The sequence below is a fragment of the Massilia forsythiae genome (genome assembly GCF_012849555.1).
GTDB classification, from domain to species: domain Bacteria; phylum Pseudomonadota; class Gammaproteobacteria; order Burkholderiales; family Burkholderiaceae_D; genus Telluria; species Telluria forsythiae.
The window spans coordinates 4,989,159-5,010,987 of record NZ_CP051685.1; the positions used below are offsets into that span (position 1 = coordinate 4,989,159).

20 protein-coding genes and 1 riboswitch are annotated in these 21,829 nt (G+C 63.9%); of the genes, 13 read left to right on the plus strand and 7 right to left on the minus strand.

Annotated features, from left to right (window positions below):
• Positions 1–2 precede the first annotated feature (2 nt).
• The 4 genes from HH212_RS20930 to mntP all read left to right on the plus strand — a co-directional run bounded on the left by HH212_RS20930 (position 3) and on the right by mntP (position 5,160).
• Complete coding sequence (locus tag HH212_RS20930; RefSeq protein WP_170204264.1) at positions 3–269, plus strand: PAAR domain-containing protein; 267 nt, start codon at positions 3–5, stop codon at positions 267–269.
• 221 nt (positions 270–490) lie between these two features.
• Entirely contained in the window at positions 491–3,172 is a 2,682-nt protein-coding gene (locus HH212_RS20935) for a glycoside hydrolase family 3 protein (RefSeq protein ID WP_170204265.1), read from the plus strand.
• Positions 3,169–4,326 (plus strand): glucokinase, encoded by a 1,158-nt coding sequence (gene glk, locus HH212_RS20940; protein ID WP_170204266.1) that lies wholly within the window; start codon positions 3,169–3,171, stop codon positions 4,324–4,326. Before HH212_RS20935 ends, glk begins: the two co-directional genes overlap by 4 nt.
• 84 nt (positions 4,327–4,410) lie before the next feature.
• Positions 4,411–4,591, plus strand: a riboswitch (yybP-ykoY riboswitch).
• Positions 4,592–4,596: 5 nt separating this feature from the next.
• Positions 4,597–5,160 (plus strand): manganese efflux pump MntP, encoded by a 564-nt coding sequence (gene mntP / locus HH212_RS20945; protein WP_170204267.1) that lies wholly within the window; start codon positions 4,597–4,599, stop codon positions 5,158–5,160.
• 8 nt (positions 5,161–5,168) lie between these two features.
• Here the strand turns inward: mntP and HH212_RS20950 are convergent, their stop codons facing one another.
• The 7 genes from HH212_RS20950 to HH212_RS20980 form a co-directional block, all read right to left on the minus strand.
• On the minus strand, positions 5,169–5,843 hold the full coding sequence (locus tag HH212_RS20950) for a DUF4336 domain-containing protein (protein WP_170204268.1): 675 nt from the start codon (positions 5,841–5,843) through the stop codon (positions 5,169–5,171).
• Positions 5,844–5,866: 23 nt separating this feature from the next.
• Positions 5,867–7,072: an acyltransferase family protein gene (locus tag HH212_RS20955; RefSeq protein WP_170204269.1), complete on the minus strand. Its 1,206-nt coding sequence runs from the start codon at positions 7,070–7,072 to the stop codon at positions 5,867–5,869.
• A gap of 13 nt (positions 7,073–7,085) precedes the next feature.
• Positions 7,086–8,585 carry a tryptophan halogenase family protein gene (locus tag HH212_RS20960; RefSeq protein ID WP_170204270.1) on the minus strand — a complete coding sequence of 500 codons (1,500 nt, stop codon included), beginning with the start codon at positions 8,583–8,585 and terminating at the stop codon, positions 7,086–7,088.
• Positions 8,586–8,630: 45 nt separating this feature from the next.
• On the minus strand, positions 8,631–9,656 hold the full coding sequence (locus HH212_RS20965; protein WP_170204271.1) for a cupin-like domain-containing protein: 1,026 nt from the start codon (positions 9,654–9,656) through the stop codon (positions 8,631–8,633).
• Positions 9,657–9,711: 55 nt separating this feature from the next.
• The gene (locus HH212_RS20970) at positions 9,712–10,485 is read right to left on the minus strand and encodes a SapC family protein (protein ID WP_170204272.1); all 774 of its coding nucleotides are present in this window, start codon (positions 10,483–10,485) and stop codon (positions 9,712–9,714) included.
• A 41-nt stretch (positions 10,486–10,526) separates the two neighbouring features.
• A complete protein-coding gene (locus tag HH212_RS20975) occupies positions 10,527–12,089 on the minus strand; it encodes a tryptophan halogenase family protein (RefSeq protein WP_170204273.1) in 1,563 nt (520 codons plus the stop codon).
• A gap of 270 nt (positions 12,090–12,359) precedes the next feature.
• Positions 12,360–15,362: a TonB-dependent receptor gene (locus HH212_RS20980; RefSeq protein ID WP_170204274.1), complete on the minus strand. Its 3,003-nt coding sequence runs from the start codon at positions 15,360–15,362 to the stop codon at positions 12,360–12,362.
• Positions 15,363–15,706: 344 nt separating this feature from the next.
• Between HH212_RS20980 and HH212_RS20985 the strand changes: the two genes are divergently transcribed.
• The 9 genes from HH212_RS20985 (at position 15,707) to HH212_RS21025 (ending at position 21,737) form a co-directional block, all read left to right on the plus strand.
• A complete protein-coding gene (locus tag HH212_RS20985) occupies positions 15,707–16,549 on the plus strand; it encodes a glycoside hydrolase family 16 protein (protein ID WP_229217389.1) in 843 nt (280 codons plus the stop codon).
• A 405-nt stretch (positions 16,550–16,954) separates the two neighbouring features.
• Positions 16,955–17,380: a hypothetical protein gene (locus HH212_RS20990; RefSeq protein WP_170204275.1), complete on the plus strand. Its 426-nt coding sequence runs from the start codon at positions 16,955–16,957 to the stop codon at positions 17,378–17,380.
• 209 nt (positions 17,381–17,589) lie between these two features.
• The gene (locus HH212_RS20995; RefSeq protein WP_170204276.1) at positions 17,590–18,000 is read left to right on the plus strand and encodes a hypothetical protein; all 411 of its coding nucleotides are present in this window, start codon (positions 17,590–17,592) and stop codon (positions 17,998–18,000) included.
• A 113-nt stretch (positions 18,001–18,113) separates the two neighbouring features.
• A complete protein-coding gene (locus tag HH212_RS21000; protein WP_170204277.1) occupies positions 18,114–18,470 on the plus strand; it encodes a hypothetical protein in 357 nt (118 codons plus the stop codon).
• Between the two features lie 131 nt (positions 18,471–18,601).
• Positions 18,602–19,021: a hypothetical protein gene (locus HH212_RS21005; RefSeq protein ID WP_170204278.1), complete on the plus strand. Its 420-nt coding sequence runs from the start codon at positions 18,602–18,604 to the stop codon at positions 19,019–19,021.
• Between the two features lie 185 nt (positions 19,022–19,206).
• Positions 19,207–19,725 carry a hypothetical protein gene (locus HH212_RS21010; RefSeq protein WP_170204279.1) on the plus strand — a complete coding sequence of 173 codons (519 nt, stop codon included), beginning with the start codon at positions 19,207–19,209 and terminating at the stop codon, positions 19,723–19,725.
• A gap of 143 nt (positions 19,726–19,868) precedes the next feature.
• Positions 19,869–20,264: a hypothetical protein gene (locus HH212_RS21015; protein WP_170204280.1), complete on the plus strand. Its 396-nt coding sequence runs from the start codon at positions 19,869–19,871 to the stop codon at positions 20,262–20,264.
• Positions 20,265–20,434: 170 nt separating this feature from the next.
• Positions 20,435–20,968 carry a hypothetical protein gene (locus tag HH212_RS21020; protein ID WP_170204281.1) on the plus strand — a complete coding sequence of 178 codons (534 nt, stop codon included), beginning with the start codon at positions 20,435–20,437 and terminating at the stop codon, positions 20,966–20,968.
• A gap of 121 nt (positions 20,969–21,089) precedes the next feature.
• A complete protein-coding gene (locus tag HH212_RS21025; RefSeq protein WP_170204282.1) occupies positions 21,090–21,737 on the plus strand; it encodes a hypothetical protein in 648 nt (215 codons plus the stop codon).
• Positions 21,738–21,829 lie beyond the last annotated feature (92 nt).

A 21,829-nucleotide genomic window follows, 5' to 3' on the forward strand; every position in this document is an offset into this window, starting at 1 on the left:
CCATGCGCAACGTGATACGTCTCGGCGATCCCACCTCCCACGGCGGCAAGGTCGAAAGCGTCGGTGCCACCCATTTCACGGTCGACGGCATCGCCGTCGCCCGCGTGGGCGATGTCTGCAGCTGTCCCATCAAGGGGCACGACAAATGCACCATCGCCGAAGGCGATCCGCACCATCTCATCGATGGCATCGCAGTCGCGTATGAAGGCCACAAGACCACGTGCGGCGCCACGCTGACCGCCACGACGGGACGCTTCAGCCGGGCGTGATCGAGGCACGGTGTGCCGGGACTGGGGTGCACCGCATCGTGCGCTCCCCGCGCCTTCGGCACATCGTCGGACAGGCCGCGTGCGGCGCCCGGGTATCCATCGATACTTCCCGGTTGACATCGCAACCGATTCCCTTCACTATCTGCGCATTGGATTGGAATCGTTTCCAATCGGGTGGCCTGGATGCCGCCGACAGCATAACGACAACACGGAGACACCGTATGAGCACCATTTACCGCCGCGGCGCGTTGCGTCCGCGTCCACGCGCGCGCCTTGCGCTTTCGCTGGCCGTCGCGCTGGCGATCCCGGTCCTGGCCGCCCAGGCGCAGCAGAACCAGCCTGTCATGCAGCCCGCAGCGGCGCCGGCCGCGGCAAAACGTATCCAGGCCGACTGGCCTCACATCGACAGCGCCATCCGCAAGGACCCGGCGCTGGAAGCGCGCGTCGCCGCCATCGTCGGCAAGATGACGCTGGCGCAGAAGATCGGCCAGATGACCCAGGCCGAGATCAAGATGGTCACGCCGGACGACGTGCGCACCTACTACCTCGGCTCGGTGCTGAACGGCGGCGGCAGCTGGCCGCGCGATGACAAGCACGCGTCCGCCGGCGACTGGCTGGCGATGGCCAACGCCTTCCACGACGCGTCGATGGCGACCGACATGGCGGTCAAGGTGCCTGTGATCTGGGGTACCGATGCGGTCCACGGCCACAACAACCTGTACGGCGCTACCCAGTTCCCGCATAACATCGGCCTGGGTGCGGCGCGCGATCCGGCGCTGGTCGGCGCGATCGCCGCCGCTACCGGCCGCGCCGTGCGCGCCACCGGCATCGCCTGGGCCTTCGCGCCGACCGTCGCCGTAGTGCGCGACGACCGCTGGGGGCGCACCTACGAAAGCTTCTCGGAGGATCCGCGCCTGGTGCGCGAGTACGCCGGCGCCTACATCGCGGGCATGCAGGGCGCGTTCAAGGACGACGCCAACGTGGTGGCCAGCATCAAGCATTTCATGGGCGACGGCGGTACCGAGAACGGCGTCAACACCGGCGTGACCAGGGTCGGCGAGCAGGAGATGCTCGCGATCCACGCGCAGGGCTACCTGAGCGGCCTGGCGGCCGGCGCACAGACGGTGATGGTGTCGTTCAATAGCTGGAATGACGTGGTGTCCGGCGTCGACCATGGCAAGCTGCACGGCAGCCGCCGCGTGATGACCGAGATCCTGAAGGAGCAGATGGGCTTCGACGGCTTCATCGTCACCGACTACAACGGCATCGGCGAAGTGAGCGGTTGCCGCAACGACCGCTGCGCCCAGGCGATCAATGCCGGCGTCGACATGGTGATGGTGCCGAACGACTGGAAAGCGTTCATCGCCAACACGATGGACGACGTCCGGGCCGGCCGCATTCCGATGGCGCGCATCGACGACGCGGTCACGCGCATCGTGCGCGTCAAGCTGCGCGCCGGATTGTTCGGCAAGCGCCCGTCCGACAACCGTTATGCCGGCAAGGATGCCGACCTGCAGGCGCGCGAGTTGGCGCGGCGCGCGGTGCGCGAGTCGCTGGTGCTGCTGAAGAACGAAGGACCGGCGCTGCCGCTCGCGGTCGGGGCGACGGGTGCGGCGGGCAAGGCGAAACGCATCCTGGTGGTCGGCAAGGCGGCGGACACCATGTCCGACCAGACCGGCGGCTGGTCGCTGACCTGGCAGGGCACCGCCAATGTCAACGCCGACTTCCCGAATGCCGACACAATCCTGGCCGCCATCCGCGCCGCGGCCGGCGCCGCCAACGTCAGCTACAGCGCCGACGGCAAGGACGTCGATCCGTCGCGCTTCGATGCGGTGATCGCGGTGGTCGGCGAAGGCCCGTATGCCGAGGGCGACGGCGACATCGTCTTGTCCGGCACGCTGCGCCACAGCAGCCGCTATCCCGGCGACCTGGCGCTGCTGCAGGCGGTCAAGGGCAGGGCCAAGGCCACGCCGGTGGTGACGGTGTTCCTGTCCGGCCGGCCGCTGTGGGTCAACGACTTGCTGAACCTGTCGGACACTTTCATCGCCGCCTGGCTGCCGGGCACCGAAGGCAAGGGCGTGTCCGACCTGCTGGTGGCGCAGCCGGGCGCGCCGCGCTACGACTTCCGCGGCAAGCTGTCGTTCTCGTGGCCGCGGGGCGTGTGCCAGACGCCGCTGAACCTCGGCGATCCGGGCTACACCACCACCAATGCGCCGCTGTTCGCCTACGGCTACGGGCTCGCGAACGGCGCCCGCTCGCGCCTGGGCCGGCTGGACACGCGCTACCCGGCGGGCGGCTGTAGCGCCTCCAACGTGTTCCCGCTGTTCGGCCAGGCCGACCGCGCCAGCTTCCCGATCGTGCTCCGGAGCGGCGCCGCCAGCCGTGCTCCCGGCAGCGACCTCAACGCGGCCATCGCGCTGCCCGGCATCAGCGCGGCGGTGGCGCAGATCAATACCCAACAGGATGCGCGCCTGGTGACCTGGGACGGTAGCGCCGGCGCCGACGCGGCGCGTTACGAGGCGCGCGGCGCCGACGCCCTGGCGCTGCCGGCGGCGATCGTGAAAGACGGCGCGCTGCGCTTCGATACCCGTGTCGAAACGGCGCCGGCCGGCAAGGTGACGCTGGCGATGCTGTGCGGCGATGGCGCTTCCAGCCAGGGAGCGGGCGCCTGCGGCCGTCCGCTCGACGCCACCGCGCTGTTCGCGCGACTGGCCGGCAAGGGCAAGCAATCGGTCAAGGTGCCGCTGGCCTGCTTCACGGCGCAGGGCGTCGAGCTGGCGCGCGTGCGCGCGCCGTTCAGCGTGGCCAGCAGCGGCGCCTTCGCGGCCGCCTTCGGCAACGTCGACGTGGTCGGCGGCGCGGCGCGCGACGCCGACGCGGTGCGCTGCGAGGACCTGCGATGAACGCGCCCGCCGGGCCGGGCAGGCGCGCCGCCGCTGGCGCGGACGCCGATGCCGGCGCCGGGCTGCGCCTGCTGGCCGACATCGGCGGCACCAATGCCCGCTTCGCGCTGCAGGATGCGACGGCGCATGCGCGAGATGGTGGCGCCGGCCTGGCCGCCGCCGCCGGTTTCGTCGACATCGGGGTGCTGGCCTGCAGCGAACACGCCACCATCGGCGCCGCGCTCGACGCCTACCTGACACGGGCGGCGGCGCGCGGCTTGGCGGTGGACGGCATCCGCCACGCGGCGCTGGCGATCGCCAATCCGGTCGAGGGCGACGCCGTCTGCATGACCAACCACCACTGGCGCTTTTCGATCGCTGCCCTGCGCGCCGAGCGCGGGCTCGACACCCTGCTGGTGCTGAACGATTTCCAGGCGCTGGCGATGGCGCTGCCGCACCTGCGCGCCGGCCAGCGCGAAACCGTCGGCGCGAGCACGGGCACGAGCACCGGCGCCGGTCCGGGTTCAGCCAGCCCGGTGGCGGCGCCGGGCCGGCCGATCGGCCTGGTCGGACCCGGCACCGGCCTGGGCGTCTCCGCCGTGGTGCCGTGCGGCGGGCGCTGGATCGCGCTGGCGGGCGAGGGCGGCCACGCCAGCTTCGCCGCGGCCACGCGCGCCGAGGCGCGGATCCTGGATGCGCTGCAGGAGCGCTTCGGCCACGTCTCGGCCGAGCGCCTGTTGTCCGGCACCGGCCTGGAGCTGATCCACGCGGTGACGGCCGCACGGCACCTGCCTGCGCCCGAGATTACGCGGCGCGCCTTGGCGGATGACGACGCCGCTTGCCGCGCCACCGTCGCGACCTTTTGCGCGGTGCTGGGCAGCGTGGCCGGCAACGTCGCGCTGACGCTGGGCGCCACCGGCGGCATGTATATCGGTGGCGGCATCGTGCCGCGCCTCGGGCGGCTGTTCCACGACTCCGCCTTCCGCGCGCGCTTCGAAGACAAGGGACGCCTGCAGCCCTACCTGGCCCGTATTCCGACCTGGCTGGTCACCGAGCCTTATCCGGCGCTGCACGGCGCGGCGGCGCTGCTGGCCGAATCCATCGCCGAAGACAGCGCCGAACGCAGCCATGAACGCGGCGCCGGCGCGCGCCGGCCGGCACCCGCACGCCACTGATTTCTCCTCCCTTTCCCGGCGTCGGCCGTCAGCGGCCGCGCCGGGTTTTTTGTTTCAGTTTTGCCGGCGGATCGTGTAAGATGCGCGCATTCCATTGGGGAGTAGCCTGCTTCCGTCCCCGGAAGTTCCCGTATCAACACACTCGGCGCGCACGTCTCCAGCGCCGTGGTACGGGCAGCCTTTTAGGTTGGCAAGACCTTTGGTATGCCTGCGCGCCGTGACCGGGCCGCGCGGGCGTACCTTTCGTTTGCGCCCGGCCGAAAGCACTACATGAATTTCCTCGCCACCGCCGCCATCGCCCTGGCCATGTCCACCGACGCCTTTGCCGTCGCCATCGGCAAGGGCGCGGCCCTGCAGCGGCCCCAGCTCAGGGAAGCGCTGCGCACCGGCGCCATCTTCGGCGTGATCGAAGGCCTGACGCCCTTGCTCGGCTGGGCGCTCGGCCACGCCGCCGCCCCCTATGTCGACGCCTGGGACCATTGGATCGCCTTTACCTTGCTGGGCGTGCTGGGACTGCGCATGATCCGCGAGAGCGTGTCTGCCGACGAGGACGAGGAGGACAAGCCGCAGCGCCACGGCTTCTGGCTGCTGGCGATCACCGGCTTCGCCACCAGCATCGACGCGATGGTGGTCGGCGCCGGCCTGGCGCTGGTCGACGCCAACATCTTCACCACCGCCGGCGCGATCGGCCTGGCGACCTTCGTGATGGTGACGCTGGGCGTGATGCTGGGGCGCGGCCTGGGCCGCATCGTCGGCAAGCGCGCCGAACTGATGGGCGGCCTGGTGCTGATCGGGATCGGCTGCCTGATCCTCTACGAGCACATCGGGCGTTGACGATGTCTTCAGACGCCGAAACGGGCGAAGGCGCGCGTCACCAGCGCATGCGCGTCGCGCTCGATGATGGCGTTGTGCGCCGTGATCACGCGCGTGAACGGCCAGGCCAGCACGCTGCGCGCGGCGGCCGCCGTGTGTTTTTCACGTGCCACCAGGCGCACCGTGCGCGGCACGTCGACCCGGCCGCGCACGCCGGTGACGCGCGCATACAGCGCGGCGCGCCAGTCCAATCGGCCGCACCAGCACTGCACCAGGTCGGTCATGACCAGCGTGGCGGAGGCGCGGTGGAACCACACCGTTTCCTGCACCAGCGGGATCGGAAAACGCACCTGGTCGAGTTCGCCGGCCCACGCCGGTTCGACCCGCTCGCCGAGGGGATGCAAACCGGTGAGGTCGCTGCGCTTGCGCGCCAGGCCGGGCGGGCCGTACAGCGCGGCGTCCGGGAACTGGCGCCGGCAATGGCCGGCGAACAGGTGATGGGCCAGGTTCGGGGCGACGATCCAGGCCACCTCGCCGAGCGCAGCCAGCTGCTCGCGCACCTCGGCGCCGAAGCGCACCGGGGAATGGATCCACAGGCGGCCGTCCCGGAAGCGCACCACCGTCATGCGCGAAGTCACGGGAACGCCCGCGGCCGTCATGCCGCGCTCCATGTGCCACAGGTCCGGTGCGAGCTGCACGAGCATGTCGTTCTCCAGGAAGGGTCGATTCAGCGTTCCGGCGCGCTCGCCTCGTCGGCAGCGCCGGCCGCGGCCGCGGCGGCCTGCACCGGCCGGGCGCCGCTGCGTCCCTCGACCAGGCGCCGCCCCAGCCAGCGGCGCAGCGGCACGTCATAATAGGTCAGGCACAGCCAGGCCAGCGCCACGCTGGCGCCGAACGCCGCCAGCGCCACCGGCCAGCCGTCCGCCAACTTGACCTTGCCGTCCACGGCCCAGGCGGTGTAGGTGTACACGATCGGGTAATGCACGATGTACAGCGGATACGAGATCGCACCGAGGACGCCGCAGACGCGCGCAGGCGCTCCCGCCGCCACCGCGCCGCTGGCGCCCAGCCAGACCACCAGCGGGAACAGCACGATGATACAGACCGCTTCATACAGGCCGTTCATCCACAGCGTCGACGCACCGCCGACGCGCGGCATCGCCAAGATCGCCGCCACCAGCAGCGCGCACAGCGGAAAAGAATGGGCGATGCGGCTTGGGCGCACCATGCGCGACAGCAGCAGGCCGGCGAAGAACGGGTACATCAGGCGGGTGAAGCCGAGCTGCAGCTGCGCCGGTTCCAGCGACCAGCCGCCGATGACGTCGCCGTTCGGTCCCCACACCGTGTGCTGCGCCAGCGCGCAGCCGGCCACGAACACGAGGATTGCCAGCGCCGTATTGGAAAAGCGCCGGATCACCAGCGCGTACAGGAGGTTGGCGACGTACTCGAAGAACAGCGACCAGGCCGGCCCGTTCAGCGCGTGCATCTCGCCCCAGCCGCGCACGTCCATCGAGGGCGGCAGCGGCAACAGCGTCATGCCGACCACCAGCGCCAGCAGCACGTCGCCCGCCGTGGCGCCGGCGTATTTCGGGAAGATGCCGCTGGCCTGGAACGGGAACATCAGGGCGCCGATGAGCATCGCGATCACGATCATCGGATGCAGGCGCACCAGGCGGCGCTTGCAGAAGTCGGCAAATGTCATGCGCTGCCAGCGGTCGTCGTAGGCGTAGCCGATCACGAAGCCGGACAGCACGAAGAAGAAGTCGACCGCCAGGTAGCCGTGGTTGATCAGCTGCTCGAAGCGGTTCGGCGCATGTGCCTCGAACAGGTGGAAGGCGACCACCATCAGCGCCGCCACGCCGCGCAGGCCGTCCAGGATCGGGTAGTGGCGCTTGCTGTCGCCGAAGGCGGCATCGATGCTGGTCGAGTTCATGGATGTGCCCACCTCAGGCCTTGGCCGGGCAATAGCGCGCCACGTAGTCGCCGTGTTGCGGCAGCTGCGAGGCGGTGCGGCGCACGTTGGCGCGGATGCCTTCCAGGAAGCCGGATAGTTCCTCGTCGCCCATCAGGTCGGCGGTGTGGTGGTGGGTGGCCGGCATCATCCCTTGTCCGAGCATCACCTGCACCCAGGAGTTTTCCGCGAACAGTTCGTTCTGCAGGCGGAACACGCGCCCGGTGTCGCGGAACAGCGCGATGCGGTGGCGCAGCGATTCCGGCACGTCCATGGTCGCCGCGGCTTCCCAGTACGGCGTGTCGCGCCGGTTGGTGACCTTGTAGTGCAGGATGATGAAGTCGCGGATGGTGCGGATGTCTTCCGCCGCCTGGGCGTTGTACTCGTCGATGTCGGTCTGGTGGATGCCGTGTGTCGGGAACAGCTGCAGCAGGCGCACGATGGCGCGTTGGATCAGGTGGATGCTGGTCGACTCGATCGGTTCCAGGAAGCCGCTGGCCAGGCCCATGCCGATACAGTTGGCGGCCCACACCTGCTTTCTCTGGCCGGGACGGAAGCGGATCGTGCGCGGTTCGGTCAGTTTCTTGCCCTGGACATTGGCCAGCAGCGCGGCGCGCGCCGTGTCGTCGTCGACGTGACGGCTGGAGAACACGATGCCGTTGCCGACCCGGCCCTGCAGGCCGATGCGCCACTGCCAGCCCCAGTCGTGGGCGATGGCGCGCGTGTACGGCACCACCGGCCCGGTCGACTCGGTCTGCAGCGCGATGGCGCTGTCGTTGAACAGCCATCGCGACCAGTCCTCGTATTCGACACCCAGCGCCTGGCCCAGCAGCAGCGAGCGGAAACCGGTGCAATCGATGAACAGGTCGCCCTCCACGCGGCTGCCCGAATCCAGGCGCAGCGCCGCGATGTGGCCGCTGGCCTCGTTCTTTTCCACCGCGGCGATCTTCGCTTCGATGCGCTCGACGCCGAAGTGTTCCGAGAAGCGGCGCAGGTAGCGCGCGTAGCGGGTGGCGTCCAGGTGGTAGGCGTAGTTCAAGCCATCCTTGGGCAGGTGGGCGAAGCGGTTTTCCCTGGCCGCCAGCAGTTCCAGGCAATAGTCGCCGTAGTCGTGCGCCAGGCCGCGCTCGCGGCCCTTGTGCCAGAAGTGCTGGAAACCGGCGCTCCAGTGGTCGGTGCCGGTCAGGCCGAACGAGTGGATGTAGTCTTCGCCGCGCGCGCGCCAGTTCTCGAAGCTGATGCCGAGCTTGAAGGTGGCCTGCGTCGCAGCCATGAATTCGCGCTCGTCGATGTCGAGCAGGCGGTGGAAGTGCACCAGCGAGGGAATGGTCGCCTCGCCGACGCCGACCGTGCCGATCTCGTCGGATTCCACCAGCTTGATGTCGAGCACCTTGCCGAGCGTGCGCGAGAGCGCCGCCGCCGCCATCCAGCCGGCGGTGCCGCCGCCGGCGATCACCACGCGCCGGATCGGGCCGTTCTGTTTGTCGTGTTCCATGTGGGTCTCCTGGCGCGTCGCCCCTCGTGCGCGCGTCTTTTTGTATTAACGGTTTATGCGTTTCAGCAGCTGGCCGCGCAGCGTGCGCGCGCGCTCGTCGTCGAGCGGCGCCAGCGCGTAGCGCGCCTGCGGCGGAATGTGATCGAGCGCCTCGGCGTCTGGCTCGAAGATATAGTGGCGGAACATCTCTTGCCAGGCGCGCCGCTGCTCGGGCGGCAGTTCGCGCATGGTCAGCAGCGCCAGCATGAGCGCGTTGGTCGGCGTGTCCATGTAGTCGGGCGACTGGCGCCACCAGTAGTTCACCAGCACGTTGAACGGCGCCAGCGCCTCCACGTGGTGCCACCACATCGACGGGATGAAGATGGCGTCGCCGGCGTCCAGTTCGGCCACCTGCGCGTGTTCCAGCGCCTGCCGGAAGCGCGGAAAGCGCGCGAAGTCGGGCGCCGTCACGTCGACCAGGCTGATCGACTGGCCCGCCGGCGTGAAGTCGATCGGGCCGATGTACAAATTGGCCAGCTGCTCGGGCGGGAACAGCGTGAAGCGGCGGCGTCCGGCCGCCACCACCGCCAGGTTGTCCGGCAGGTCGTAGTGCGCGGCGATGCGGGTGCGGTTGCCGATCCAGATGCTGGCCAGCGCGTCGCGACCGTGCAGGTCGACGTCGTTGTCGGCGCGCAGGCCCGGCAGCGCGGTGTCGATCGTGGTCGAGCCGACGTAGATCGCCGGTTGCGGCTGGCCCGGCGCGGCGGCGTCCCTGTCGCGGTGGCCGCGCATCTCGTCCAGCACCGCGTCCAGGCGCGCGCGCACGGAAAAGAAATTGAAGCCGCTCAGGGTGTCGTCGTAGAAGAAGCGCCCGCCGATCTCGGGCTTGCCCAGCATGGCGTTGACGGTGGCGTCGCGGTAGAAGCGGCGCAGGTAGGCGTCGCCGGCATCGATGGAGTCGCGCGCGGCGCGCACCAGCGGCCAGCCTGCGGCCAGGCCGCGCACGATGTACGGTCGGGTGGCGCGCAGCAGCTCGTCCGGCAATGCGGGCCGTGCGCCGGGCGCGGCCGGCGCAATGGCGATCTCGCGCATCGGCGCGGGTGTCGGTGCGGGTATCGGCGCGGACGGCATGGCGCTAAGCATATCGCTAGACCCGGATGGCATCGAAGCCGGCCCGGGCGCGCTGTGCGTGGCGGTCGCGGTTGGCGCGGTTGCGGCGCTCGATCAGGCCGCGGAACTGCGACAGCGAGGCCACCGCCATGTAGATCGCCTGCAGGTAGCCGGCGCGGTTGAGGCGCTCCAGGCGCTCGGCCGGCAGGTCGAGCAGCCGTTCTTCGTGGATCGTGTAGAAGCCGGCCAGGCGGTTCTGCGAGCCGTCGTCCAGTTCGATGTCGAGCGCGAACGATTCCAGCAGCTCGAGTTCCATCAGCGCCGCGACGAAGCCGCGCGAGGCCGTCAAGCCTTCGTGGATGGTGCGCAGCACCGAGGCGATGCGCTCGAGGTATTCGCTGGTGCCGCCGTAGGTGAGGAACAGCGCCTCGCCGACGCCGGGCGCGGTCGACAGGCGCGGGCTGTCGAGGTCCACGTGCACCGACAGTTCCTCGGCGCCGCGCCCGATCATGAAGGGCTGGCGCTCGACGGTGAGCGGAATCGCCGGCGCGTCCCAGCGCGCCTGGCCGGTCTCGTGGTCCTCGACCAGGAACAGGTTCTCGCCTTCCTCGAAGCCGAGCAGCGCGACCGGGTCGAACGACATGCCGTCGGCGGTCCTGGCGAACACGATCGGGTAGCTGGCCTGCAGTTCGCGGAACTCGGCCGGGAAGGTCAGGGCCGACATGACGGCATCGCCGTAGGCGGCGCCGCGCGCGGTGATCACGCGCAGGTCCTTGTGGTCGACGCTGTTGAGCAGTACGTGGTTGGGCATCGGTGTGTCTCTCTTCGTTTGTTATTGGTATGTGGTGCGGTTCAGGTGCGCGGCAGGCCGCGCCGCGCCGCGTGCGTCAGCAGTTCGCGGTTGGACGGCAGCGCCGGCAGCATTTTGGCGGCCAGGCGCGCCGCTTCGCGCACGCACTCGTCAGCCAGCCGCGGCAGGTCGGAGGCGCGCGCCGCGCCGTCCAGCGTAAAACCCATCCCGTACAGGATGTACTGGTAGCTGGCGGCCGGGAACACTTCCTCGATGCGCGGGAAGTCGCGCCGCGACGGCGGACGCGTGCGCCACAGGTCGAGCAGCTCACGCAGGCGCGCGGGCATGGTGCGTGCCTCGCGGTGCTCGATCCAGAACGGGCTGTCGGCGCGTTTCGACAGCACGTAGTGCAGCTTGAGGAATTCGATCACGCGTTCCCAGCGATAGGTAAAGGCCTCGTTGAAGCGCGCCGCCACCGCGTCGACCTGGGCGCGCGTGGCCGGCATGTCGTCGGCCAGCCAGGCCGCGGCCATCTCGACCAGCGCCAGCGCCGACGCTTCCAGCGGTTCGATGAAGCCGCTCGACAAGCCGATCGCGACGCAGTTGCGGTGCCAGAAGCGCGCCCGGTAGCCCGGCTCGAAGGCCAGTCTGCGCGCCGCCGGCTGGTCCTGCGGCGCCGGGCCGCCCGTGGCGGCGACATAGGCGCGCAGGTCGCGTTCGGCATCCTCGTCGCTGCAATGGGCGCTCGAATACACGTGGCCGATGCCGCGCCGGGTCGGCAGGCCGATGTCCCAGATCCAGCCGCTGCGCTGGGCGGTGGAGGTGGTCTGGGAAGCGATCGGCGCGTCCGGGGTGGCGTACGGCACCTGCAGCGCCAGCGCGCGGTCGTTGAACAGCACGTCCTTTTTTTCCACCAGCGGCACGCCGTAGTGCCCGCCGAGCAGCAGCGATTGCATGCCGGTGCAGTCGATGAACAGGTCGCCGGTCAAGCGTTCTTCGCCCGGCGCGCGCTCGCGCAGGCGCAGCGCGGCGATGTCGCCGTTCTCGTGGGATTCGATGGCGTCGACGTGGGCGCGCAGGTGGCGCACGCCGAGCCGGTCGGTGCAGTGGCGGCGCAGGAACTCGCCGAACTTGCCGGCATCCAGGTGGTAGCCGTAGTTGGCCACCGCGGCGAACTCCGGCGTGTGCGGCTGCTTGGGTGCGCGCCCGTGCAGGCACAGGTGCGGCTGGAAGCTGACCAGCTCGGCGAACGCGATGTCGTGCTGCGTGTCGCGCTTGATGCGCTGCCAGGCAGCGGCCAGGTTGGCGTCGCCGTAGCCCTGGGGCAGGACGAACGGGTGGAAGTAAGTGTCGCGCGCGCTGCCGTCGACCCAGCGGTCGAAACGGGAGCCTTGCTTGAAGGCGGCGTCGCATTCGCGCAGGAAGTCGGATTCCGACACGCCAATGCGGCGCAGCGTGTCGCGCATCGAAGGCCAGGTGCCTTCGCCGACGCCGATCGGCGCCACGCCGGGCGATTCGACCAGCGTTACGCGCAGCGACGGATGCTCGGCGGCGAAGACCGCGGCGGCCAGCCAGCCGGCGGACCCGCCGCCGACCACCACGATGTGTTCGATGGTGTTGCTCATCACAGCTTTCATGTCGAACCGGACTGCATGAGTCTACCTGAAAAGCTGTCTTTGGAACAACTTCTAGTTTGTTGAAAAAGTTGGTCGGGCAAGTGTGCCCGTGCGCCGGCCTCAAGGCCGTCGTCCCCGCGAAGGCGGGGACCCATACATAGCAACCGGCATCGGCGTCGTATCAGCGCCTCTCAACGTACCGACTTCGGAAGCTCAGTATGGGTCCCCGCCTGCGCGGGGACGACGTTTCAGCGCTGACTCGTCAGGCGAACGCTTTCATCAGAACTTGTACCGCGCCCCCACCATGTAGCGCGGGCCGTTCTGCGTCGCGTACTCCACCATCTGCTTGGTGCGGCCGTGCGTGCGGGTGATCGAATCGGTCAGGTTCATGCCCTCGAACTGCAGCGTCAGCCGGTCGGTGACGTTGTAGCCGATGTTCACGTCCAGCTGACCGTAGGCTTCCACGTACACCGGGTTCGGGCCGGCGCTGTCGAAGGTCGAGGCCAGGAATTCGCCGCGCCAGTTCCAGGCGGTGCGCACGCTCCACTTGTCGTTCTCGTAGATGCCGACCAGGTTGTACGAGTTCGACAGGCCCGGCAGTGCGAACTGCTCGCCGATCGAGGTGTTGTCGTAGCGCAGGCCCGAGTGCACGTAGGTGTAGTTGGCCTGCAGGCCGAAGCCCGAGTTGCCGAACATGTGCTGCAGATTGAATTCCAGGCCGTTCAGGCTGGCCTTCTTCTGGTTCGACGAAGTCGTGATGCGGAAGTTGGCGATCGGGTCGCTCTGCTGGCCGGTGATCGTGCCGGTGGCGTTGCCGTTGGCATCGTCCGCGCCGCGCACCACGCCCGGCGCGCCGGCATGGTTGCGGAAGATGTAGTTGCGGATGCAGGTGGTGTCGGCATTGCCGCAGCCGCGCGCCAGCGCCTCGTTCCAGAAGGTGCCGCCGACCGGGGTGTGCAGGTTGAATGGCGTGGCCAGGAACTGCGACTGGCCGGCGAAGTTGTCCAGGTCCTTGTAGAACGCGTTCACCGAGGCGAAGCTCTGCTTGGCGTAGTACCACTCGAACGACAGGTCGAAGTTCTTCGACTTGACGGGTTTCAGCGCCGGGTTGCCCTGGTGGCCGGTGCCGCCTTCCACGCGCGCCAGCGAATCCAGGATCTGGCCGCCGGCGATCTGGTCGTAGCGCGGACGGCCGATGGTCTCGCCGTAGCTGGCGCGCACCTTCATGTCGGGGCGCACGTCCATGTCCCAGTCGATGCTCGGCAACAGGTTGTTGTACTTGCCGCCCAGCGTGGTGAAGGTCGGCGCGCCGAAGTTGACCGAGAATTCGTTCTGCGAACCCCAGCTGATCGAGTTCGCGGCCGGCACCAGCGCGGTCGAGAGCACGTCGGTCTTTTCGTAGCGCAGGCCGATCGCGGTGTGCATCGGCATTGCCGTGTCCCAGTCGGTATTGAACTGCAGGTACAGGTACTTCGATTTCTCGGTGGTGCGCTGGTCCTGGTCGAAGGTGGTCTTGGCCGTGTACAGCTGCGGCTTGCCGGTGGCGCTGGCCGCGACCTGGCGCACCTCGTTGAAGTTGAAGGTGTAGAAATTGTTGAACAGGTTCGGGTTGCCGCTGCCGTCGATCTGGTCGAAGTAGCCGCGCACGGTGGCCGGGTGGAACAGGCTGCTCGGGTAGTCCGAGGCCTTGGTGGCGCCGCCCCAGGTGTCGCTCTGGTTGTTCGACAGCGCCGAGCGGTTCTTGACCTCGGTCGCGCCCAGGCCGAAGTTCAGGTTCGACGATTCCAGCATGCGCAGGCGGCCCTTCACCTGCGCCTGGTCGACTTCGCCCTTCATGTAGCCGTTCTGGAAGTTGGAACCGGTGACCTGCTGTGGCGCGCGCGCGAAGTCGGCGCCGGCGATCGACAGTACCGGGAAGTCGTGCGAGAAGTCGGCCGAGGTATCGCCGCGGCTGAAGCTGGCGGTGCCCAGGGTGTTGAAGGAACCCAGCGGGCTGTCGGCTTTCGACTCGGCGGTCGAACGATGCGCGTCGAACTCGAGCTTGAGGTCGGCATTGGCGCGCCACTGGGCATTGAAGCCGAGCGACTTGTTCTGGGTCTTGGTGGCGAAGTCGCCGCCGCCCATGGCGATGTCGCTGGTGGCCGGCGAGATCTGCTCGGTGTACACCAGCGGCGCCGCCACCGGGCCATTGGTCCAGGTCGAGGTCGACGGGCCGAAGTTGAACCAGGCCGAGACGTCGTTGCGCTTGGTCTGGATCTTGTTTTCCGAGTAGGTGTAGTCGAGGGTGGTGACCAGGTCCTTGACCGGCGCGAACTGCAGGGTCAGCTGGCCGTTGGTGCGCTGGCGCTTGACGCCCGAGAAGCTGTAGTTCAGGTTCTGCGGCACCTCGTACAGGGTGCTGCCCTGGGGCCGGTTGACGGCGCCGGTGGCCGGGATGGTGCCCCAGTTGTTCTCGTCGCCGCGGAACGGACCCTTCCAGCCGCTCGACACGGACGCCTGGTTGTAGCCCAGGTTGCGTTCCTGGTAGCTGGCGCTGATGCCCAGGCCCCACTTGCCGTCGGCGCTGGTGGTGCTGTAGATGCCCGAGAATTCCGGCGTGGTCGACTTGCTGGCCTTGACGTCGCCCGGCAGGTTGTTGTTGGTGGTGTCGTGCACCGCCTTGACGCCGATGCTGGACCAGGTGCCCAGCTTGTCCAGCGGCCGTGCGGTGACCACGTTGATGGTGGCGCCGATGCCGCCGGTCGGGGTCTCGGCGCGGCTGGTCTTGTACACCTGCAGCTGCGAGATCGCTTCCGAGGCCAGGTTGGCGAAGTCGAAGGCGCGGCCGTTCAGGTCGCCCAGGTTCGAGGTCGGCATCTGGCGGCCGTTGAGCAGCACCATGTTGTAGTCGGGGCCGATGCCGCGCACGGTGACCTTCGATCCTTCGCCGATCGAGCGGTCGATCGACACGCCCGAGATGCGCTGCAGCGATTCCGCCAGGTTGGTATCGGGGAACTTGCCGATGTCCTCGGCCACGATGCCGTCGACGATACCGTCCGAATTGCGCTTCAGGTTCAGCGACGAGGCCAGCGACTGGCGCAGGCCGGTGACCTTCACCTGCTGCACCGCACCGGGGGCGGCGCTATCGTAGGGGGTGGCGACCGGCGCCACGCCGTTATCCTGCACCTGCGCCTGGGCCGGGTTCTGCACCTGGTCTTGCGCGTGGGCGGGGAACACGATCGCCGCGCAGGCGCCGGCCACGGCCAGGCTGATCAGTTTTTGCTTCGCCTTGGGATGATTCATTGGGTCTCCTGTTTATTCTTCATTGTATGGAAACGTTTCCATGCAGTGCTGGAATCTTAGGTTTAAGAAAATCAATTGTCAACGGAATATTGTTCTGTAATACAACCAATTCTTTAAAGCGCGGATTGGGCGCAACACTCGGGGCCGCGCGACATTGGCGCGGAGCTGGCGCGAAGCTGGCGCCGGTGTGGCGCGCGTCCTGCCAAGGATTTGACACGTGAAATTTTCGGCTGCTATAGTCGGCGCGCCTGGGAAGGTTTCCAGGCGATCGCGGTCACGACCGATCAACCAGCACGGCGTGAGGCCGGATGCGTAGCAAGGACATGTTCGACACCAGGAGACGCATGCCGCGCGCAGCCGCATCGGCGGTGCTGGCGCTGGCCTGCATGGTGGCAGCGGCCATGGCGGTGCGACCGTCCATGGCCGCTGCCAGGGCTGGCACGGTGCCGGCAATGCCGATCCCGCAAGCGCCCGGCTGGATACTCGACTGGCACGACGAATTCGACGGCCGCGAACTCGACCGCACCAAATGGGTCGCGGAAACCGGCGACCCGCGCAACGGCAACGACGAACGGCAGTTCTACACCGCACGGCCGCAAAACCTGCGCGTCGAGGACGGCAAGCTGGTGATCGAGGCGCGCCGCGAACGCTACGAAGGCAAGGACTATACGTCGGCGCGCATCAAGACCCAGGGCCTGCAGGAACGCACCTATGGCCGCTACGAGGCAAGGATCCGGATCCCGCGCGGGCAGGGCATCTGGCCGGCGTTCTGGATGCTGGGCGCCGACATCGGCACCGCCGGCTGGCCGCGTTGCGGCGAGATCGACATCATGGAAAACATCGGCAAGGAACCGGGCCTCGTGCACGGCACCCTGCACGGCCCCGGCTACTCGGGCGAGAAGGGCGTCGGCAAGCCGTCCGCGCTGGACAAGGGCGCCTACGCCGACGATTTCCACCTGTATGCGGTGGAATGGGAGCCGGGCGAGATCCGCTGGTTCCGCGACGGCATCCTGTACCACACGGCGCGCCCGGACACGGTCGGCGGCGACTGGGTGTTCGCGCATCAGTTCTTCGTGATCCTCAACCTGGCCGTGGGCGGCTACTGGCCCGGCTATCCGGATGGGACCACGCCGCTGCCGCAGCACATGCTGGTCGACTACGTGCGCGTCTATCGCCGGGCGAAATAGTCGCCCGTTAGCCCGTTATAGAGTGAAAACTATTCACTACCTGTAAAACGTTATCGCCCAATGAAAGAGAACATTATTTCCCTCAGCGGAAACTCTTTTAATGTTGCCAGATGATTGACGACTGCTATCGGCATAGACTGTATAGAAACGCGAAATACACGCGTTTTCAAGGGTCTCTTTACCATTGCGGACCTCAAGAAAACGTCTTTGAGAGCGTTTGCGGAGGCCGAGTCTTGACAATATACTGTTCGCTTCGGGTATTTACCCATCCTGGGCCAAAAGCAGACGCACGATACTGGAGAGATATGGTGGGATACCTTCGACTAGTCCCCGGGCAACCTGCTATGCTGTGTCGAACTGTGTCGAACTGTGGCGATCGGACGAAAGCGGGCGATGAAAGTTTCAATGAAGAGTGATGACAAGCTTGTAGAAAAAATTCTCCAGTCTCTCCTGGATTTGGAGCAACGAGGTGAACTCGTTCTCACGACAAATTTTGGTGCCGACGCCGCAAGATACATTCTGGGTTCGGCACTGGAACAATTGGTTGCTGATTTTGGCAAATCCGAGAGTCCTATGGAGGTCACGATCCCGTATTTGCTAGAAGAAACTATTGAAGAAGTACGGAAAAAATTTGATGTTTCGGAGGCGCGCGCGAGAGAAATTACCGGCGCCTATTATGAACTGCTCCGCAAACGTTTGCCACTTGAGAGAATCGCTGAGTTCTATTGGCACGAAACCTCTGGCGAAATGGCCAAGCGTTCTTACTACCGGATTGAGCTTGGGAGAGACGAGGCCGGCCTCGACTACCTGGACTGGCGCCACAATTATTAATTCTTTCGATTGCAAACCGTTAGCTTGTACAGAGTCTACTCGACAGTACGCTTTGGGTCGGTTGCTGAGGGTCGTGACAGTCAGTAAATTTTCTGACCGGGCAACCTGCTATACTATATGGGACGGCCAAGATCGGCCAGAATCGGGCACTTGGCGTGGACGCCATGCACTGACATTAGACCAGAAATTAAAACTAGTGAACGAGATTCATGATGCAAAAAACAATAGGCGCCACGAACAAAACAAAGTGGATGAACATCGTCGGCGCGGTTTTGTGGGCTTTGACTGGCTTAGCTCTCTTTGCCCAGAAGTTCGGTGCCCAAATATCGTTCAACACCCTTATGGCGATTCTTGTGCTGTACAGTTTTATCGTACTTATTCCGGCCGGCACGGCCGTCGCACTTTCCAGTCCCTCTAGGATCGGTCTGCGTAAAGTCATGATCGGCTTGAACGTGTTGTTGATCCTGTTAGTAATTCTCGGGTTTGCGGCAGGCATGTATTTAAGAACCTCTGGATTTTTGGGCTATCTTGGATTATTAATATTTTTAGTCCCAGCTGGACTAAATGTGAAAGCGCTTCAACCGCTGTCGATGCGCTTTCAAAACATGATGGAGCAATGAGCTTACGAGATTATCCGTAATATTTGAGCCGGTTGTCTGTTGTGTGAACGTCTGCAATGGGTCGGTTCCGGTCGGTCGCACCACTTGACGACTTTTCAGCGTATCAACATGCTATGTTGCTTTCGAAGGCCGGGTTCGGCCAGAAGCAGGCTTCCGCGTTGCAGTACGTTCAAATTCAATATCGCTCACAGAGGACGGACATGAGTATGTGGCAGGTAGCCGCTGTAGGCTGGGGTTTTATGAAGGATGGCGTCGAACACGACTGCGAACTGTCGGGTCTCGTTCGCGCAAAAAATCCCGGTGAGGCGTTTTCCAAAGTCTGCAATATTGCGACAAAGGACCATCCAGAACTCCTGCAGGCAGCGGGGCCGTTTCCGCGCCCTGTAATCAATCCCGACGAGATTCAAGAAGTACCTAAAACGCGGTTAGTTGGCGCAGATCAGGTCGAGCTTTATTGGATTAGAAAATAGATCCGCTCTGGGTCGATAGCAGACGACCAGATAAGTCTGCAAACGGTTAGAAATTTACTTTGACCCTGACGCGAATCGCCAGAAGTAGGCGTTATACTTTTTCGGCGACAAGAAGCTAGCTTTGGAGGGTTATGGGGGGGAATGCCATGTTATCTAGAATAGATTTGTCTAGCGATGAGGTAAAAGCTGAGCAGTCAGTCAATGTGGCTATTTTCCGTAAACGTCAGCTTCGCGTATGGTTCGGTTTTGGCAGCGTTTTCTTAGGGCCACTAGTTCTAGACGCCTTTCTTGTTAAGCAAAATGACGCGGTAATTGTCGGTTTTGTGTTTGTAAGCATTATTTTTGTTGTATTCGCTGTACTGCTGTATAAGTGCCCTAACTGCGCGACTCAGCCATTGAGTGTTTCATGTTCTATCGCCGACGAAGCTAGATACAACAAGGGTGTTCATCCCTTACCTGTGCGATGCATGACCTGCGGTTTTTATTTATCAGGAAGGGCTTTGAAAAAGGACATTCAGAGGCAAAAACAAGCAAATTTACACGGTCACTGAACGTCTGCTTCGGGTCGGAAGCGTCCCCTCGTGGCACTCCGTAATTTTTCATTGTGGAAACCTGCTTTGCTGATCCCGAAAGCCGGATCCGGTCAATAACAGAAGCTGATAGGTTCAGAGTCTGAATCCCTTGTCTGGTCAAAAGAATTGAAGTTGTAGTGGTGTCTGTTCGCTTGGAGAATGAATTGCATAAAAAGTCCTCGCCACGCTTACCTCTTCATACAGTAGAGCAGCTATTCGAAAAGCTGAAGTATGACGAGTCGCGTCTTGAACAATCGTGGAGTGTCTATGACACGTTTAACTTCGTAGTTACAGCGCATCACCTGTACATCGACTGGCTGCAAGGAAAACGAGGAGCTACGGCCGAACAAGCTCACCGGGCACACAACCTTTCAAGTGAAGCCAAAGCTCTTTTTAAGGCTGTAACAGAAGTATCAAACGGGACAAAACACTGGGAACTTACCGATCCTAAGAAAAAAGAAAGTCAAATTATTGATGAGGTCACGCCTCCATGCATAGATGACTATGAGTCATATTGCTTTGGAGAGATGGTGCATTTCCGCTTTAATGACTATTATATTAGTATTTTTGCCGCATCTGCTTTAATTATTGGGTATTTCGAATGGATGATCTTTGGCAAAGACAAGCCAACTGCAGACGAGCTCGATGATGCCCTTGCCAGTTTTAAGATAGCGCCTACTTAACGTCTCTTTAACCCTGTCTCTAGCTCGCTTTAGTTCGGTTGCAGGCGTTCAGCAAAGACCGCTTTCGGCCAGGAGCGGTCGTAGCCAGGGTATTCAATTTATTCTGTCAGGTGCGTTACAACGCATTGCTAAGGAAGAGCACAGTGGAACTTGAATTCATCGGTGCGCCTCCCGCGATTGAGGGACAGACGTGCGAAGGGTTGATCTGCGAAGGTTTCGAGTTTGAAGGAGAGCCGATCCAAACGGCAAATGTCACCTATCTGAAGTTCGCTGGTATATGGCACCGTTTGTGTTTCGATCTTGGCACAGTGCACTGGCGAACATGGCCAACAGATCCAGAACCCTGGTCCATTGGTGAGGAAGGGTGGAACTATCCTCATATTGATGTGGCGCTTTCCGCTGAGCTGGTCGGTGTGCGCCTCAAGTCTTATAGAACGTTGGCTACCGAACGTGGAGCATGCGTAATATTCGAATTCGAGAACGGCCGCAAAGTGCTTATCAACGATGTTGAAGACTGTACGAGCTACGAGGTAATTTAACTATCTGCAGTGCCGGTAAAATCTAAATTTCGAACGACTGCTCTGGGTCGATTCCGGCCAGTCGTGACAGTCTGTGAATTTTTCGCCGGGCCAACTTGCTATGCTGGACCGAACGGCCGAGATCGGCCAGAAGCGGACATTTGATGCTCCCCCATGTCAACGATAAATCCATGAAAGTAGAATTCCTTAGTCCTCGCGATGCCTACCTTGAGTTCGACCAAATCCTCGTTGCCGCTGGTGAGATATCGGACTCCGAGGTCATCGCAAGCGTGGCTGCGACCGTTGATAGCGCACCGCTTGCCCGAGTAGACATTCTTGCGAGTGCAGGCGAATCGTGCTTCAGGGACGTACGTGTCAATGACAGCATGATTTACATTGGCTACGGGCGGTTCGTATTCGTCGTTGACGTTCATCTTGGCTACATGCGCCGCTTCTCACTAAGCGGGTATTTCGGGCATTTATATGACTCGCGTGACCTGGATCATCTTGATCGTCAGATCTCCATCCTTGCCGCATCCGCATCTGAAGTGCTCGCATTTGACCGTAAAGGCGATCTGATCTGGAAGCAGCAAGACCTTGGAATTGATGGCGTGGTACTCCACCGTGCGACACCCGGGAGGATTGATGGAGAAGGAGAATGGGATCCACCTGGTGGGTGGCGACCGTTTAGCTTAAGGTCAGACACTGGTTCGATAATCCGATGACCGCTTAGGGTCGAATCCAGCCGGTCGTGACCGTTCGTGACTTTTCCGATCAGGCAACCTGCTATTCTGACCTGAAGGGTCGAGATCGGCCATAAGCAGACATATCAAGTATTGAAAAATCATGCATTCACACCCTATGCTTGATCTTCCCCCGCCCGATACGCTGAAATGCATCATGCAGTCGCTTTCAATGCTGGATGCAATATTGGAAGAGGAATGGGAGTTCCGGTACTTTTCTTTCGATTCCAGCTGGTCGCTTGATACGCAGATGGGCTCGATGCGTAATGGCCAAGGCGACGATCTGTTTGCTGTCTTTGATCCAACTGGATGTTTTATTCGAGGGTTCGATCACGAAGCTGCAATGTCGCCGTGGGCTTTGAATCCTCCGAAAATCTGGCCGGGCGTCCTGGAACATGTCCCAAAGCAGTTCTCGTCCTCGTTGACAGAGCCGGCGTTTCACATGGAAGATACGACTTTCTGCCTCTGGTTCCTGGCAGATGCTCAGGCTTGGAATCAGGGCCAGATCGCATACCCTTTGGCGAGCGATCCGGATGGCTCGTCATGGATGCTTTCGTACTATATGGGTGGACCGCAGACCTACCGTGACTTTGCCGAGCATTACTACGAGGTTGATATTCCCGCTGAAGTCATTGCGCGATTCTACAAACATGAGCCCCTTTCCTCGGCTCTGATTCAAGCGCTGGGATCGAGGCGAAGCTATGATCAACTCGTCGTCGAGGCTGCGACGATCGGCTATCCGACCTTCTGACCCAGGCCCATCTTGTGTCCGCTTTGGGTCGAATCCGGCCGGTCGTAATAGTCGGTTAAATTTCCGATCGGGCAACCTGCTATGCTGGGCCG

Bases quoted from the DNA above. Each gene is read 5' to 3' on its own strand.
- HH212_RS20950 (WP_170204268.1), bottom strand. From the start codon at position 5,843: ATGCTCGTGCAGCTCGCACCGGACCTGTGGCACATGGAGCGCGGCATG.
- mntP (WP_170204267.1), top strand. From the start codon at position 4,597: ATGAATTTCCTCGCCACCGCCGCCATCGCCCTGGCCATGTCCACCGAC.
- HH212_RS21020 (WP_170204281.1), top strand. From the start codon at position 20,435: ATGAAAGTAGAATTCCTTAGTCCTCGCGATGCCTACCTTGAGTTCGAC.
- HH212_RS20935 (WP_170204265.1), top strand. From the start codon at position 491: ATGAGCACCATTTACCGCCGCGGCGCGTTGCGTCCGCGTCCACGCGCG.
- HH212_RS20990 (WP_170204275.1), top strand. From the start codon at position 16,955: ATGAAGAGTGATGACAAGCTTGTAGAAAAAATTCTCCAGTCTCTCCTG.
- HH212_RS20960 (WP_170204270.1), bottom strand. From the start codon at position 8,585: ATGGAACACGACAAACAGAACGGCCCGATCCGGCGCGTGGTGATCGCC.
- HH212_RS20985 (WP_229217389.1), top strand. From the start codon at position 15,707: ATGCCGCGCGCAGCCGCATCGGCGGTGCTGGCGCTGGCCTGCATGGTG.
- HH212_RS20980 (WP_170204274.1), bottom strand. From the start codon at position 15,362: ATGAATCATCCCAAGGCGAAGCAAAAACTGATCAGCCTGGCCGTGGCC.
- HH212_RS20930 (WP_170204264.1), top strand. From the start codon at position 3: ATGCGCAACGTGATACGTCTCGGCGATCCCACCTCCCACGGCGGCAAG.
- HH212_RS20995 (WP_170204276.1), top strand. From the start codon at position 17,590: ATGATGCAAAAAACAATAGGCGCCACGAACAAAACAAAGTGGATGAAC.
- HH212_RS20975 (WP_170204273.1), bottom strand. From the start codon at position 12,089: ATGAGCAACACCATCGAACACATCGTGGTGGTCGGCGGCGGGTCCGCC.
- glk (WP_170204266.1), top strand. From the start codon at position 3,169: ATGAACGCGCCCGCCGGGCCGGGCAGGCGCGCCGCCGCTGGCGCGGAC.
- HH212_RS20955 (WP_170204269.1), bottom strand. From the start codon at position 7,072: ATGAACTCGACCAGCATCGATGCCGCCTTCGGCGACAGCAAGCGCCAC.
- HH212_RS20965 (WP_170204271.1), bottom strand. From the start codon at position 9,656: ATGCGCGAGATCGCCATTGCGCCGGCCGCGCCCGGCGCACGGCCCGCA.
- HH212_RS20970 (WP_170204272.1), bottom strand. From the start codon at position 10,485: ATGCCCAACCACGTACTGCTCAACAGCGTCGACCACAAGGACCTGCGC.
- HH212_RS21005 (WP_170204278.1), top strand. From the start codon at position 18,602: ATGGGGGGGAATGCCATGTTATCTAGAATAGATTTGTCTAGCGATGAG.
- HH212_RS21000 (WP_170204277.1), top strand. From the start codon at position 18,114: ATGTTGCTTTCGAAGGCCGGGTTCGGCCAGAAGCAGGCTTCCGCGTTG.
- HH212_RS21025 (WP_170204282.1), top strand. From the start codon at position 21,090: ATGCATTCACACCCTATGCTTGATCTTCCCCCGCCCGATACGCTGAAA.